Below are 15,012 nucleotides of genomic sequence, written 5' to 3' on the forward strand. Positions count from 1 at the left end.
TTCCTGCCTGGTCCGATCATCGGATCGGCTCAATTCAGTTTTCGGCGGCGATGCCGGTGCGACCTGCGCCTCGTCTTCGACGCGCCTCTCGCTGTCGGCGCTGGTCTTCTTCTCCTTGGCAGGCGCGGCCGCCAGCGGCTCGCTGATCGCGGGCTGGTTCGGTATCGGCTTCTGCGCAACCGGCTTGTCGGCCACCGTTTCGGTGACCTTCCCGTTTGAAATAACAGGCGGCTGCTCCCTCAGCATCTCAAAAGCGGCATAGCCGGCGATAGGCAGCGCGACCAGCGCGGTCAGGGCCGGGGTGGCAATGAGTTTCCGTTGCATGATCTCTCTCCAGAGCCTTTGTGCTCGCTCCGTGAGACGAAGACCTGCCGGCGATCCTTGGGGGGCGGTCGAAATTTTTTCGTTCAAGTCGAAGGCGTGCATCGCGGCGGCCAACGCACGCGTTTGCGCTTCGCTGTCCGGCGCCGGAACTGCCAGATTGCGCAGCCTTTCGAGTTCGTTGTCGTCGACCATGGTCACACTTCCCCGGCTGAGCGCATGAGCAGCTTCAGCCGTTTCTTCGCTTCATGGATGTGCCAGGAAACCGTCGCCTCCGAGATCGCCATCACCTCGGCCGCAGCCGCGTGGCTCAACCCTTCGCCATAGACGAGCAGCACCGCGTCGCGCTGCTTGTCCGGCAGCATGCGCACCGCCGCCCACAGCGCCTCGGCCGGGTCCTGGGCTTCCGCCGAGCCCTCCCCCGCGATCAGCGCATACGTGCCGAAGGCCTCGGTCTTGGCGCTGTCGCGTGCGCGCTTGCGCATCATGTCGCGCGAAGCGTTCAGTGTCATGGCGTAGAGCCAGGTCGTGAACGCGCCATTGCCCTGATAGTCGCGGATTGCCCGGCCGAGCCGCACGCAGACATCCTGGGCGATGTCTTCGGCATCGGCCTTGCGGCCGCACCAGCGATAGGCGGCGCGATAGACGAAGCCATAGTGCCTTTCGAGCAGTTTGCCGAAAGCCCCCCTGTCTCCACCCCTCGCCCGCCCGATCAATTCGGCATCGGAGGCTTCGCTGTCGTCCAGCATCATCGCCGTCATTTGCCTGTTGGACGAAGGCTAATGGCGATTCCTTGGGACGATGGAAAGATTTTTTTGCGGCGGCCTCCGCACCCTACCCCAAGGTTTCGGCGAACAGCGTGATCAGCCGCTTCCAATGGCGCTCGGCGCCCGCTTCGTCATAGACGCTGTGGTCCTTGACGCACCAGCCATGACCGACGCCGACATAGTTCTCGATCGTGTGGTCGACTTCGGCGACCCTGAGCACCTCTGCCAGCCGGGCTGATTGCTCCGGCGGAAAGCTACGGTCCGCGCCGGCGACCCCGACGTAGATGCGTGCCTTGATCGACGCCGCCTTCCGGTGCGGGCTGTCGGGCACGTCGCTTGCCAGATTGCCGCCGTGGAAGCTGGCGGCGGCAGCAATGCGGTCGGGATAGGCCGCGGCGGCATTGAGAGCCCGCGCGCCGCCCATGCAATAGCCGACGACGCCGACCGGCCCGTCCAGGCCTTCGGCAGTGAGCGCATCGAGGAAGGCCGCGCTGTCGCGGATGGTCATCTCTTGCGTGGTGCCACCGCTCAGCGCCGTCAGTTGAGCCCTGGTCCTATCCTCAGCAAACGCAGTCTTCGGGTCGAACGGTCCATAGGGCACGCTGCGATAGAACAGATCGGGCAACAGCACGGCATAGCCATGCCCTGCGAGGCGTTCGGCCATCTGGTCGAGCGTCGGCCGCGGGCCGAAAATATCCATGTAGAGGATGACGCCGGCCCTGGCCGCCGCCGCCGGTCGGAACAGCCCGGCCTTGGCCTTCCCGTCCCGGGTTTCGATCTCGATCTCTTGCTTGGCCATGCTGCTCTCCGTCGTCTGTCCGCGCGATAGATATCCGGCTGGAGCGGCCCGGCAAGACAATCCCGGAGCCTGGCGTTCAAGATTTCGTGCGGTTGGCCTTCATCTTACAGCCGAGCAAAGGCCGCCATATGAAAGGCCTGCACCTCTGGCCGATAGCGATAGTCCGCCCCGTAGGGACATGCGTTGCGGTCGAGGCAGCCGCTCGTGCGGCACAGGCCGCCTCCGGGGCCGCGCACATGCCCAAGACAGGCTTCATGGGCAAAACCCTGCTCGGAATAGGCATCGACCGGACAGGAATTCATGCAGGGTTTTTCGACGCATGTGTCGCAGAGATGAATCGGTTCTTGAGGTTCGGGGAGGAAAATCTCTTCCTCGAACAGCAGCGCGCCGCGATAGGCATGCCAGAGCCCATACTGCGGATGCATGAGGATGCCGAGCGGCGACGGCTTCAACCCTTCCGCCCGCATCGCCCATTGCTGGAACGGCAGATAGGGCCTGTCGGAGGGCGACACGGCGCGAGCGCCGAACGCTTGCGCCACCGCGCCGATCACCTCCCGCGACCAGGTGTCGAGCGGGTTGACGATCCCGCTGGCCCGCTGCCCAAGCCAGCGCTGGAAGTGCGGCCAGAGTGCGACGCCGGCCTGCCCGACCAGGAGGGCGGACTTGGCAGGCGCGCCTGAAAGCCCCGCAGGCACGGCTTCATCACTAGCGAAGCGAAAGCCGCCCCGAAGGATCAGGCCGTGGGCGGCAAGCGCGGCCGCGGTCCCTTCGATCGTGCCGCGCGAAAAGATCATCCCTTCTTGTCCGGGTCGGAGAACGCGCTCCGCCAGACTTCCTTATGGATGATGTTGGCGACTTTAGCCCGGCCTGACTCGGGCTCCTTTCAAGTGAAGGCGTCGGCCATCGAGGCCTTCTTCCTGTCGATGAAATCCTTCAGTGCCTCGTCGATCGCCGGATCGAGATGCGGTGCTTCGTAGCTTTCCAGCCAGCGGCGGGCGAGCTCGTTGGCGCGCTGCGGCGCTGTCTTTTCGCCTTCGGCCAGCCACTGCTCGTAGGAATTGTTGTCGGCGATGTTGGAGCGGTAGAAGGCGGTCTGGAAATTCGCCTGCGTGTGGTCGCAGCCGAGATAGTGGCTGCCCGGACCGACCTGGCGGATGGCGTCCATCGCCTGGCCGTTCTCCGACAGGTCGACGCCCTCGGCGAATTTCTGCGTCATGCCGAGCTGGTCGATGTCCATCATGAATTTCTCGTAGCAGGAGGCGAGACCGCCCTCGAGCCAGCCGGCCGAATGCAGCACGAAGTTGGTGCCGGCAAGGATGGTCGAGTTCAGCGTGTTGGCGCTCTCATAGGCCGCCTGCGCATCTGGGACCTTCGAGGCGCAGAGCGAGCCGCCGGTGCGGAACGGCAGGCCGAGCCGGCGGGCGAGCTGCGCTGCGCCATAGGAAACCAGCGACGGTTCCGGTGTGCCGAAAGTCGGCGCGCCCGACTGCATCGAGATCGACGAGGCGAAAGTGCCGAACAGCACCGGCGCGCCGGGCCTGATCAGCTGCGTGAACGAGGCGCCGGCAAGCACCTCGGCCAGGATCTGCGTCAGCGTTCCGGCAACCGTCACCGGGCTCATCGCGCCGGCCAGGATGAACGGCGTGACAATGCAGGCCTGGTTGTGGCGCGAATAGACTTTCAGCGCGCCGAGCATGGTCTCGTCGAACACCATCGGCGAGTTGGCGTTGATCAGGCTGGTCAGCACCGTGTTGTTCTCGACGAAATCCTCGCCGAACACGATCTTGGCCATCGCCACCGTGTCCTCGGCCCGCTCCGGCGCCGTCACCGAGCCCATGAACGGTTTGTCCGAATAGCGGATATGCGAATAGACCATGTCCAGATGGCGCTTATTGACCGGCACGTCGACCGGCTCGCATACCGTGCCGCCCGAATGGTGGATCGACGGCGCCATATAGGCGAGCTTCACGAAATTCTGGAAATCCTCAAGCGTTGCGTAGCGGCGGTTGCCGTCGAGGTCGCGCACGAAGGGCGGGCCGTAGACCGGCGCGAACACCGTCCCTTTGCCCCCGATCTGCACCGAACGCTCCGGATTGCGCGCATGCTGGGTGTAGATCGAAGGCGCGGTCTTGAGCAGCGAGCGGCAAAGCCCCTTGGGAAAATGCACGCGCTCGCCTTTCACATCGGCGCCGGCCTCTTTCCACAGCGCGAGCGCCTCGGCGTCGTCGCGGAAGATGATGCCGATCTCTTCCAGCACCGTGTCTGTGTTCTTCTCGATCAGCGCCAGGCCTTCCTCGTCGAGGACCTCGTAGACGTTGATCTTGCGCTTGATGTAGGTGAGCTGGGTGCCCGGACCGCCGCCTGCGCGCGCCGCGCGCCTGGCCGCCGCGCCGCCGCTGGCGCCGCGTCCGCGTCGTCCGCCCGACGCTTCCTGCTCGACTGCCGCGTTATCGCTCATGATCGTTCTTCCTATAGATTTTAGATTTGGGCCTGAATTGGCTCGCGGCCGGTTCGCCGCCGCTTCTTTCCGGATCGTAGCCATGCACCCTATTGAAAACGGCTCGCCAGCGCCAACGCCTGTCGCAAATTCGACAAGAAAACCGCCAACTTTTCAGTCGCTTTCCTTTTGCGGGAAGTCGCAAATCAGCTATGGCTACCTTGCCCTCGCGGGTTAGGTATTGGCGCATCGATTTTGAGCTGCAGCAAGCATTCGAGCAGCAAGGAGCCCGAGGAAAAAATGTCCGACGACGAGATCATCCTTTCCGAGCTTTCCGACGAGGAACTCGTGCAGCAGATGCATGACGACCTTTATGACGGGCTGAAGGAAGAGATCGAGGAAGGCACGCATATCCTTCTTGAGCGCGGCTGGCAGCCCTACACGGTGCTGACCGAGGCGCTGGTCGAAGGCATGCGCATCGTCGGCGAAGATTTCCGCGACGGTATCCTGTTCGTGCCGGAAGTGCTGCTCTCGGCCAATGCCATGAAGGCCGGCATGGCCATCCTGCGCCCGCTGCTTGCCGCCACCGGCGCGCCCAAGCAGGGCAAGATGGTGATCGGCACCGTCAAGGGCGACATCCACGACATCGGCAAGAACCTCGTCGGCATGATGATGGAAGGCGCCGGCTTCGATGTCATCGACCTCGGCATCAACAATGCGGTCGAGAAATATCTGGAAGCGATCGAGCAGCATCAGCCCGACATCATCGGCATGTCGGCGCTGCTCACCACGACCATGCCCTATATGAAGGTCGTCATCGACACGATGAAGGAAAAGGGCATTCGCGACGATTACGTCGTGCTGGTCGGCGGTGCGCCGCTCAACGAGGAATTCGGCAAGGCCGTCGGCGCCGACGCCTATTGCCGCGATGCCGCGGTGGCGGTCGAGACAGCCAAGGACTTCATGAAGCGCAAGCACAACGTTCGCGCTTCCGCCTGATCCCAGGGCATCAGGATGGATCGAAAAAAGCCGCGCCTTGCAGCGCGGCTTTTTTGTTCCCAGATGATGATGAGGCTGAACGATCAGTTGGCGACAGTGTCTTTGACCGCCCTCGCCGTTGATTTGACGTCCTTGCCGACGCCTCGAATGGTGTTGGCGCAGGCGGTGAGTGCAAGCGCGCAGGCAAGGATGGCAATCGGCGCGATGCGTAGCAGTTTCATGGGTGTCTCCCTCAACAGATAATTAGCCCCGCAGCGAAAACCGGCTCGACTGGTTCATGGTCAAAACGCAAAAAACGAAACCGAATCAAACAGACAGGCTGCTCGTCATCGCCTGCGGGATGATTGCGCGCGAAGTTTTGGCCGTCAAGCAACAGCTAAAGCTCGATCACCTTGAGTTGACCTGCCTGCCGGCCGAGTTCCACTTCTATCCGGACCGCATCGCGCCGGCCATGGACAAGGCCATCGAAAAGGCCAAAGCGGAAGGCTACAACCACATCTTCGTCGGCTATGCCGATTGCGGCACCGGCGGCATGCTCGACCACGTGATCGAGAAGCATGGCGTGGAGCGCATGGCCGGCCCGCATTGCTTCGCCTTCTACCAGGGCATGGACGCCTATGCGAAGGTCGCCGACGGCGACATGATGTCGTTCTACATGACCGACTTCCTCTGTCGCCAATTCGACGCCTTCTTCATCAAGCCGCTCGGGCTCGACAGGCATCCCGAGCTTATCAAGGACTATTTCGGCAATTACGAGAAGCTGATCTATCTCGCGCAAACCGACGATCCGGATCTCGACAAGGTTGCCGAGAAAGCCGCCGCCATGCTCGGCCTCGCCTACGAGCGTCGCTCGACCGGCTATGGCGATCTGACGAGCGAACTGGCGCGGGCGGCAGCCAACGCTTGAGGCTCTCGCAGGGCTGCTTCAACGGCGGCCAGCGGGTCGGACGATCGACTTGCAGACGAAGCCCCCTCGCCTCCGCTGGCAAGCCGGATGACAGCGGCCTGCGAACGGGTAAGTTGTGCCCCAAGCAGACCAAACAGCTATTCCAGCCACCGATTCGGGAAACGTCCATGATCCCTCGCCTGCTGCTTCCCGCCCTTTGCCTTATCGGCTTCGCCCTGCCCGCCTATGCCGATGGCGAGGTGCAGAAGCTGATCACCGCCGCCGACAAGGCGCGACTGGATAAATATGGCGAAACGCGCAAGGCGGCTCTCGAAGAGGCAAAGGCCGGCGATCCGGCTGAGGTCAAGCAACTCGATGCGCTGCTCGCCAAGCCGCTGGTCGCTTTCTCCGGCAAGGATCTGACCGGCAACTGGAAATGTCGCACCATCAAGGCCGGCGGCTTGAGCCCGCTAGTTATCTATGGCTGGTTCAAGTGTAAGGTCACCGGGGACGGCTCGGGTTGGCGGCTGCAGAAGATCAGCGGCTCGCAGCGCACCACCGGTCGCTTCTTCGACGACGGTGAGAAGCGCGCCATCTATCTCGGCTCGTTTTCGGTCAATGACGAAAAGGCCAAGCCCTATGGCAGCGGCGCCGAAAGCGACCAAGTGGGCTATGCCTTCCGCAACAGTGCCACCGAGTGGCGCATCGAATTCCCCGCGCCCTATTATGAATCGAAGCTCGACATCATGGAATTCAAGCGCTGACTGAGCCCGAAAAGTTGCAGAGTTTTCGGACCAGGATCATGCGCGACCATTGGCTCACTAAGGGTTAACCCGCTCTCCCTAGCATGCGCCCGACTTTGAGAGCGGGTGCTTGCCATGGCAACGTCGGAATCCGGTCCGCGGCGGACTGTTGTCGTCACCGAAGGCGGTCCGCATATCTGGGCAATCGTCAACGCCATCGCCGATCGCGTCGGCCCTGTGAGTGTCATCCTCGAAACCCCTGAATCAAAAAAGCGTTTGCTGCTCGGCCGCGCCCGCCGCCAGGGCTGGATCTCGGCCATCGGCCAGCTCGGCACGATGGTGCTGACCAGGCTTGGCAAGCGGTTCTTTGCCGGCCATGCTGCACGGCTGATTGCCGAGGAAAAGCTCGAGACAGAACCTCGCCCGACCCAGACGATCATCCATGTGCCTTCCGCCAACGGTCCGGAATGCCTTCAGGCGATCGAGAAGATCGGGCCGGGCGTCGTGCTCCTCGCCGGCTGCCGGCTGCTGTCGAGGAATATGCTCGCGAAGATGCCTTGCCCGGTGCTCAACTATCACGCCGGCATTGCCCCGAAATATCGTGGCATGAATGGCGGCTACTGGGCGCTGGCCTCTGGTGATCGAGGGAATTTCGGCACCACTGTGCATCTGGTCGATGCCGGCGTCGACACCGGCGGAGTGCTGAAGCAGGCGCGCGGCAAGTCGAAACGCGGCGACACCATCGCCAGCTACGCGCTGCGGCAGGCGGCATTTTCCCGCGACATCTGCGTCCAGGCAGTGGCCGAGGCGCTGGCGGGAAAACTTACGACGATCGATCCCGGCCTGCCCTCGAAACAGTGGTTTCACCCGACGATTTGGTCCTACCTCTGGACCGGCCTGACGAAGCGCGTCTGGTAATCTGCCGGCGTCGGAAATTCAGCACTCGCTTTGCGTCATCGCCAGCGTCGCTTTTGAAGGCGCGCGCGTCGTCCCATAACAAGCGGCACAAGGGCGCATGCGGCAATGCTCCCAACATCGAGGAGTTGAGAATTCATGGCCGATCTGATCGTCGTCTATTGGCGCGATATCCCTGCGCAGGTCATCGTCAAGAAAGGCCGGCAGAACGCCAAGCGCGAGCTGCCGCTGCGCTTCACCGAGGCGATCGACATGTGCGCCATGCGCACGGGCGCCGGCGGCACCGACGATTACCTCGCCGAATGGCGTAAGGCCGATCCGGTTCCGGTCGGCGACGACATCGAAGCCGAGGTCGAGAAGGCCTACCAGGAACTCGATACGAAATATGACCGCGAGCGGCTGGTCGCTCTGGTCAAGGCTGGCGGGAAAGAAAATGTCTGAGAAGCAGCCGGCGGTCACCCAGGCCACCCTGGTCAAGAAGGCGGCGCCGAAGTCCGACTACAAGCCTGCGGACGTGTCGCCGCAACGCCGCGTTCAGCGCACTTTTGCCGTGAGGTTGTGGTCCATCCGCCATTCGCGACTGCTCGAATGGTTTTATGGCAGGTTCGCCGATGTCTTCCTGCTCTTGCATCCTTTGTGGAAGGGCATCGGCTACGGCCGCGTCGAAGCGCCGGTGAAATTCGTCGAGAAACGCGTCAAGGGCTTCATGTTCGACTGCCGCATGTGCGGCCAGTGCGTGCTCTCCTCCACTGGCATGTCGTGCCCGATGAACTGCCCGAAGCAACTGCGCAACGGCCCGTGCGGCGGCGTGCGCGCCAACGGCAATTGCGAGGTCGAGCCGGACATGCCCTGCGTCTGGGTCAAGGCCTGGGAAGGCTCCCGCAACATGAAGCATGGCGACAAGATCCTCACCGTGCAGAAGCCGGTCGATCAGTCGCTGCGCGAAACCTCGGCCTGGCTCAGGGTGACCGCGCAGGCGGCCGCGGCGCGTGAAGCCGCCCAGAACCCGCAGAACCCCGGAGCTTCAGCATGAGCATCCGCCACCAGCGCGACGAGAACCCGGCCGGCGTTCACCTGCCGCTCGATCACCTGCCCGGCCATTCGTCGCGCGGTCGGTTGGAGCGCGTGCTGCGCCGCGGCGAGTTCGCGGTGACGACCGAGCTCAACCCGCCCGACAGCGCCGACCCGGAAGACGTCTACAACCGCGCCAAGATCTTCGACGGTTGGGTCGACGCCATCAACGCGGTCGACGCCTCCGGCGCCAACTGCCACATGTCTTCGGTCGGCATCTGCGCGCTTTTGACCCGCATGGGCTACGCCCCGATCATGCAGATCGCGTGCCGCGACAAGAACCGCATCGCCATTCAGGGCGACGTGCTGGGCGGGGCGGCAATGGGCGTCGCCAACATGCTCTGCCTCACCGGCGACGGCGTGCAGGCCGGCGATCAGCCGGGCGCCAAGCCGGTCTTCGACCTCGATTCCATGTCGCTGCTCGAAACCATCCGCATCATGCGCGACAACGGCAAGTTCCTGTCCGGCCGCAAGCTGACGACGCCGCCGCAGGTCTTCCTCGGTGCTGCCGTAAACCCCTTCGCGCCGCCTTACGATTTCCGTCCCATCCATCTCGGCAAGAAGATTGCCGCCGGCGCGCAATTCGTGCAGACGCAATATTGCTTCGATGTGCCGATGTTCCGAAACTTCATGCAAAAGGCGCGCGACCTCGGCCACACCGAAAAAGTCTTCATCCTGTGCGGCGTCGGGCCGCTCGCCTCTGCCAAGACCGCCAAATGGATCCGCTCCAACGTGCCGGGCATCCATATCCCCGATGCGGTGATCAAGCGGCTCGAAGGCGCGCAGGACCAGAAGAAGGAAGGCAAGCAGCTCTGCATCGACATCATCAACGAGGTGAAGGAAATTGCGGGCGTCGCCGGCGTCCATGTGATGGCCTACCGCCAGGAAGAGTATGTCGCCGAGATCGTCGATGAATCCGGCGTGCTGAAAGGCCGCCAGCCCTGGAAACGGGAGATCCGTCGCGACGACCAGATCGTCGCGGAGCGGCTCGACCACATACTGCACGACGAGATTACCGAAACCCAGGTCGACATGGTGAAGACCGCGCATTGATGTATGTCGCCCAAAAGTGAGAACCGGTTTGGGGCAACGACATACATGAACTTAAAGTCCAAGGCGCGGCCGGCACCCGTCCGCTTGAACAAGACCAGATAACGATATAAAGAACTCTTTATATCCCGACGGAGAGATTGCATGACCCGCACCATCGTCGCCTCGGCGACCCGAGAAATCGTCATCGGCTTCGATCAGCCCTTCTGCGTGATCGGCGAGCGCATCAACCCGACCGGCCGCAAGAAGCTGGCCGCCGAGATGGTGGCCGGCAACTTCGAGACCGTCATCAAGGATGCGCTGGAACAGGCCGCCTGCGGCGCCACCATGCTCGACGTCAATGCCGGCGTCACTGCCGTCGACCCCAATGCGACCGAGCCGGCGCTTTTGGTGCAGACGCTGGAGATCGTGCAGAACCTGGTCGATCTGCCGCTGTCGATCGACTCTTCGGTGACCGCCGCGATCGAGGCGGCGCTGAAGGTCGCCAAGGGGCGCCCGCTGGTCAACTCCGTCACCGGCGAGGAAGAGAAGCTTGAAGCCATCCTGCCGCTGGTCAAGAAATACAACGTTCCGGTCGTCGCCATCTCAAATGACGAGACCGGCATCTCGATGGATCCGGACGTCCGCTTCGCGGTCGCCAAGAAGATCGTCGAGCGCTGCGCCGATCACGGCATTCCCGCGCATGACGTCGTCGTCGATCCGCTGGTGATGCCGATCGGCGCGCTGGGCGATGCCGGCCGCCAGGTGTTCGCACTGCTGCGCCGTCTGCGCGAGGAACTCAAGGTCAACACCACTTGCGGCCTTTCCAACATCTCGTTCGGCCTGCCGCATCGCCACGGCATCAACGCCGCCTTCATCCCGATGGTGATCGGCGCCGGCATGACGAGCGCCATCATGAATCCGGTCCGCCCGCAGGAGATGGAGGCCGTGCGCGGCGCCAACGTGCTCAACGGCACCGACGAGAACTGCACCAACTGGATCCGCACCTACAAGGACTACAAGCCGGCCGAAGGCGGCCATGCGGTCGCGGCTCCGGTCGCGGTCACCGCCCCTGGCGATGGCGCCGCCGCTGCCGGCGGGCGTCGCCGCGGCGGTCGTGAAGCCCGCATGGCCAGGGGGTAAGCGCGCAATCGTGAGCCGCATTGCAAACAGCCCTGATCCGGTCGCATCGTCGATGCGGTCGGAGAAGTCTGCTTTGCGGTCAGGCGACGCCCAATATGGCGTCGAACAACGCCATTCCAGCCCAGGATCCGAAGATGCCTGTGCCGCCGCCGACGATGACATCATCGTCGTAGGCGGGCCAGAATGCGTGGAGCAGGAGCGCTCCGACGATCGCGCCGAGAATTCCGGAGGCCAGATATTGCGGATTGCGCAGCCATGGGCCTTTGAGCACGCGCACCATGGTGAAAGCGGTGAAGATGGCGGGCAGCAGAATATCCGACATGTTTGGCCCCTGGACCAACGTACACTCCACCCAACAGTAAAACGATCCGTTAAACGGTATCGGCAATTGCCATCGAGACGCGTGCCAGCATGAATCCCCCGCCCAACATCACCGATCCGCTTGTGCTGTTCATGCCGTCAGGCAAGCGCGGGCGGTTTCCCGTTGGCACGCCGGTGCTGGACGCCGCGCGCCAGCTCGGCGTCTATGTCGAGAGTGTGTGCGGCGGCCGCGCCACTTGCGGGCGCTGCCAGATCGAGGTGCAGGAAGGCAATTTCGCCAAGCACAAGATCGTCTCTGCCAACGACCACATCTCGCCCAAGGGCGCCAAGGAAGAGCGCTACGAGCGCGTGCGCGGCCTGCCCGAGCGCCGCCGCCTCTCCTGCTCGGCGCAGATTCTCGGCGACCTCGTCATTGACGTGCCGCAGGACACGGTCATCAACGCCCAGACCATCCGCAAGGCAGCCGACACCAGGGTTATCGCTCGCGATACGGCAATCCGCATGTGCTATGTCGAGATTGAAGAGCCCGACATGCACAAGCCGCTCGGCGACCTCGACCGACTCAAGATCGCCTTGATGAAGGACTGGGGTTTCAAGAACGTCGAGTTCGACTTCTATCTCATGCCGCAAGTGCAGGGCATTCTGCGCAAGGGCAATTGGACCGCCACCGCCGCCATCCACAAGGATGCGGACAGCGACATCGCGCGCGTCATCGCGCTGTGGCCGGGCCTGAAGAACGAGGCCTACGGGCTCGCCTGCGACATCGGCTCGACGACCATTGCCATGCATCTCGTGTCGCTGCTGTCGGGCCGCGTCGCCGCCTCTTCCGGCACCTCCAATCCGCAGATCCGCTTCGGCGAGGATCTGATGAGCCGCGTCTCCTACGTGATGATGAACCCGGACGGCCGCGAGGGCATGACGGTCGCCGTGCGCGAGGCCGTTTCCGGACTGGTCGACAAGGTCTGTGCGGAAGGCAATGTCCAGCGCAACGACATCCTCGACGCAGTGTTCGTCGGCAATCCGATCATGCATCATCTGTTTCTCGGCATCGATCCGACCGAGCTCGGCGGCGCGCCGTTCGCGCTCGCCATTTCCGGCGCCGTGCGCATCAAGGCCTCCGATCTCGGCTTGAAACTGAACCAGGGCGCGCGCCTTTATATGCTCCCTTGTATCGCCGGCCATGTCGGCGCCGACGCAGCCGCGGTCACGCTCTCCGAGGGTCCGCACCGCCAGGACGAGATGATGCTGATCGTCGACGTTGGCACCAATGCCGAGATCGTGCTCGGCAACAGCACGCGCGTCGTTGCGGCCTCCTCTCCCACCGGCCCGGCCTTCGAGGGCGCCGAGATTTCCGGCGGCCAGCGCGCGGCGCCCGGCGCCATCGAGCGCGTGCGCATCGATCCCGACACGCTTGAGCCGCGCTACCGCGTCATCGGTTCGGAACTCTGGTCGGATCAGCCGGGCTTTGCCGAAAGCGTGCAGGCGACCGGCGTCACTGGCATTTGCGGCTCCGGCATCATCGAAGTGGTGGCCGAGATGTATCTCGCCGGTATAATCTCCGAGGACGGCGTCGTCGACGGATCGCTTGGCGCGCGCTCGCCGCGCATCGTCGCCAACGGCCGCACCTTCTCCTATGTGCTGAAGGACGGCGAGCCGAAGATCACCATCACCCAGAACGACGTGCGCGCCATCCAGCTCGCCAAGGCGGCACTCTACGCCGGCACCAAGCTGCTGATGGAAAAGCAGCACACCGACCATGTCGACCGCATCCATTTCGCCGGTGCCTTCGGTTCTTTCATCGACCCGAAATACGCCATGGTGCTGGGGCTCATTCCCGATTGCGATCTCGACAAGGTCTCGGCCGTCGGCAACGCCGCCGGCGCCGGCGCGCGCATGGCGCTCCTCAATCGCGGCTACCGCCGTGAGATCGAGGAGACGGTGAGCAGGATCGAAAAGATCGAAACCGCGCTGGAACCAAAATTCCAGGAGCACTTCGTCTACGCCATGGCCCTGCCGAACAAGGTCGACCCTTTCCCGAAGCTCGCGGCCGCAGTGAAGCTGCCGCCGCGCAAGACGGTCGGCGAGGACGGCACCGCAGGCGACGCCACCCCGCGCCGGCGCTCGCGCGAGGAACGGGCGGCGCGGCGTGGGCGCGAATAGGGTCCCCTTCGCCCGACGCCTCTCTTTAGTTCGTATGCATGCAAATGTTTCCGGATCCATCGATCCGGAAACCGGAACGCTGTTTTCGTGAAATCCGCCGGAAACATGCCGGGCGCATTTAGCCCGCCACCGAAGGGCTGGCGCGAAATGTCTTCGAGCCGGCGCGACCTTCCGGAGGAACCCACTATGTCGATGTTCGATAACCTCGGCCGCTTCGGCGTGACCATCAGGCAGGCTCATGCCCGGAGCAAGGCGATCCGCGCGCTCAACGACCTGCCCGTGCATGTGCAGAAGGATATCGGCTGGCCGGCTTCGCCGCCGAGCGACCCGCAGGCAGCCCTGCACGCGCTGCTCCTGGGAACCGCCCGCTGATGACCTTCGCCGACAAATGTAAGCTGCTCGGCAAGCGCCGAGGCCGGCAAGCGGCCTCGGCGATCGGCGACAACAAGTTGCGCGCCGCGCTGCTGCCAGGGCGCCGTTGACGCGACCGCCGTCGCATCACGCCGATGTGCCCGCTGCGAACCTTGACATTTTCAACCTAACTACAATCTTCGCATAGCAGGGGGAATTTCTCTTAGTCGGCTCGACCGATCCGTGTTCCGTATGCCCAGTTTGAAAAGCCACGTCGTTTCGTTCATTCTCAGGCACAGCCGCAAGAAGGCCTTTTCCAGTCCCGAGAATCTGCAGCGCTGGATCGCCTACGCCCGCAAGACCGAAGACTATCATCCGCCGGCTCTTCTGAAGGCGCGGCTGGATATCGCCGAGACCAGCGTCGATGGTTTCCCCGTCTATGAGATCGCACCGAAATCGGGCGAGCGCCGGCGTATCCTCTATTTGCATGGCGGCGCCTTCGTCTTTCAGATCACGTCCTATCACTGGGTGCTGATTGCCGAGATGGCGGAGCGGCTGGGCTTCGGCATCACCGTGCCGATCTATCCGATCGCGCCGGAGTACAATTTCCATGACATGTTCGGCATGGTCGGCGGCGTATACCGGCGCATGCTGCAAGAGACCAATGCCGAGAACATCGTCTTCATGGGCGATTCCGCCGGCGGCAACATGGCAGTCGTGCTCACCATGATAGCCGCCGAGGAAGGCCTGCCCTCGCCGGCGCGCCACGTGCTGATCTCGCCCGGCCTCGATATGTCCTTGTCCAATCCGGAAGTGTTCGAAGCCGAACGCAACGACCCCTGGCTGGGCATCCCCGGCGGGCTCGAGGCGATCCGGCTCTACAGCGCCGGCATCGACCGCTCCGACTGGCACATCAGCCCGCTCTACGGCGATCTCTCGGTGCTGCCGAAGACGCTGCTGCTCACCGGCTCGCGCGACCTGCTCAGCCCGGACAATCTGATCTTCGCCGAACGGGCGCGCGCCGCAGGAATCGAGGTCGATGTCGTCTACGAGGAAGGCATGTTCCACGT

The 15,012-nt window shown here is 63.4% G+C and carries 17 protein-coding genes and 1 pseudogene; 11 read left to right on the forward strand and 7 right to left on the reverse strand.

Annotated elements, in window-relative coordinates; translation table 11 throughout:
• From EOA60_RS02535 to EOA60_RS02555, 5 genes and pseudogenes are all read right to left on the reverse strand, one after another.
• A pseudogene (locus EOA60_RS02535) lies at nt 1-516 on the reverse strand (VWA domain-containing protein); the annotation flags it as partial.
• A 2-nt stretch (nt 517-518) separates the two neighbouring features.
• On the reverse strand, nt 519-1,082 hold the full coding sequence (locus tag EOA60_RS02540; RefSeq protein ID WP_067329326.1) for an RNA polymerase sigma factor: 564 nt from the start codon (nt 1,080-1,082) through the stop codon (nt 519-521).
• Between the two features lie 73 nt (nt 1,083-1,155).
• Complete coding sequence (locus tag EOA60_RS02545; RefSeq protein ID WP_127335339.1) at nt 1,156-1,887, reverse strand: dienelactone hydrolase family protein; 732 nt, start codon at nt 1,885-1,887, stop codon at nt 1,156-1,158.
• A gap of 104 nt (nt 1,888-1,991) precedes the next feature.
• Complete coding sequence (locus tag EOA60_RS02550) at nt 1,992-2,681, reverse strand: hypothetical protein (protein ID WP_127335340.1); 690 nt, start codon at nt 2,679-2,681, stop codon at nt 1,992-1,994.
• An 89-nt stretch (nt 2,682-2,770) separates the two neighbouring features.
• A complete protein-coding gene (locus EOA60_RS02555; protein ID WP_066999687.1) occupies nt 2,771-4,345 on the reverse strand; it encodes a trimethylamine methyltransferase family protein in 1,575 nt (524 codons plus the stop codon).
• A 279-nt stretch (nt 4,346-4,624) separates the two neighbouring features.
• Between EOA60_RS02555 and EOA60_RS02560 the strand changes: the two genes are divergently transcribed.
• The gene (locus EOA60_RS02560) at nt 4,625-5,323 is read left to right on the forward strand and encodes a B12-binding domain-containing protein (RefSeq protein ID WP_066999684.1); all 699 of its coding nucleotides are present in this window, start codon (nt 4,625-4,627) and stop codon (nt 5,321-5,323) included.
• Nucleotides 5,324-5,406: 83 nt separating this feature from the next.
• Here the strand turns inward: EOA60_RS02560 and EOA60_RS02565 are convergent, their stop codons facing one another.
• Nucleotides 5,407-5,544 (reverse strand): entericidin A/B family lipoprotein, encoded by a 138-nt coding sequence (locus EOA60_RS02565; RefSeq protein ID WP_019858698.1) that lies wholly within the window; start codon nt 5,542-5,544, stop codon nt 5,407-5,409.
• Between the two features lie 56 nt (nt 5,545-5,600).
• Between EOA60_RS02565 and EOA60_RS02570 the strand changes: the two genes are divergently transcribed.
• From EOA60_RS02570 to EOA60_RS02600, 7 genes are all read left to right on the forward strand, one after another.
• A complete protein-coding gene (locus EOA60_RS02570) occupies nt 5,601-6,230 on the forward strand; it encodes a DUF1638 domain-containing protein (protein WP_095825677.1) in 630 nt (209 codons plus the stop codon).
• A gap of 167 nt (nt 6,231-6,397) precedes the next feature.
• Nucleotides 6,398-6,973, forward strand: a complete 576-nt coding sequence (locus EOA60_RS02575) for a DUF4893 domain-containing protein (RefSeq protein WP_095825678.1) — start codon at nt 6,398-6,400, stop codon at nt 6,971-6,973.
• A 114-nt stretch (nt 6,974-7,087) separates the two neighbouring features.
• A complete protein-coding gene (locus tag EOA60_RS02580) occupies nt 7,088-7,870 on the forward strand; it encodes a formyl transferase (protein ID WP_095825679.1) in 783 nt (260 codons plus the stop codon).
• Nucleotides 7,871-8,005: 135 nt separating this feature from the next.
• On the forward strand, nt 8,006-8,308 hold the full coding sequence (locus EOA60_RS02585; protein ID WP_066999671.1) for a virulence factor: 303 nt from the start codon (nt 8,006-8,008) through the stop codon (nt 8,306-8,308).
• Nucleotides 8,301-8,900 (forward strand): methylenetetrahydrofolate reductase C-terminal domain-containing protein, encoded by a 600-nt coding sequence (locus EOA60_RS02590; protein ID WP_066999668.1) that lies wholly within the window; start codon nt 8,301-8,303, stop codon nt 8,898-8,900. The genes EOA60_RS02585 and EOA60_RS02590 overlap by 8 nt, the downstream gene beginning before the upstream one ends.
• A complete protein-coding gene (locus tag EOA60_RS02595) occupies nt 8,897-9,991 on the forward strand; it encodes a methylenetetrahydrofolate reductase (protein WP_095825680.1) in 1,095 nt (364 codons plus the stop codon). The genes EOA60_RS02590 and EOA60_RS02595 overlap by 4 nt, the downstream gene beginning before the upstream one ends.
• Nucleotides 9,992-10,132: 141 nt before the next feature.
• A complete protein-coding gene (locus EOA60_RS02600) occupies nt 10,133-11,110 on the forward strand; it encodes a methyltetrahydrofolate cobalamin methyltransferase (RefSeq protein WP_095778498.1) in 978 nt (325 codons plus the stop codon).
• A 79-nt stretch (nt 11,111-11,189) separates the two neighbouring features.
• On the opposite strand, the gene EOA60_RS02605 is transcribed toward EOA60_RS02600, so the two are convergent.
• Entirely contained in the window at nt 11,190-11,432 is a 243-nt protein-coding gene (locus EOA60_RS02605) for a hypothetical protein (RefSeq protein ID WP_245299687.1), read from the reverse strand.
• Nucleotides 11,433-11,521: 89 nt separating this feature from the next.
• On the opposite strand from EOA60_RS02605, the gene EOA60_RS02610 reads away from it, so the two are divergent.
• The 3 genes from EOA60_RS02610 to EOA60_RS02620 all read left to right on the forward strand — a co-directional run.
• A complete protein-coding gene (locus EOA60_RS02610; RefSeq protein WP_095825681.1) occupies nt 11,522-13,591 on the forward strand; it encodes an ASKHA domain-containing protein in 2,070 nt (689 codons plus the stop codon).
• Between the two features lie 186 nt (nt 13,592-13,777).
• Nucleotides 13,778-13,963 (forward strand): hypothetical protein, encoded by a 186-nt coding sequence (locus EOA60_RS02615; RefSeq protein WP_067329623.1) that lies wholly within the window; start codon nt 13,778-13,780, stop codon nt 13,961-13,963.
• Nucleotides 13,964-14,194: 231 nt separating this feature from the next.
• On the forward strand, nt 14,195-15,012 hold an 818-nt coding region (locus EOA60_RS02620; RefSeq protein ID WP_164899169.1), incomplete at its 3' end, for an alpha/beta hydrolase.

It is taken from the genome of Mesorhizobium sp. M1A.F.Ca.IN.020.06.1.1, from assembly GCF_004023265.1.
GTDB lineage: Bacteria > Pseudomonadota > Alphaproteobacteria > Rhizobiales > Rhizobiaceae > Mesorhizobium.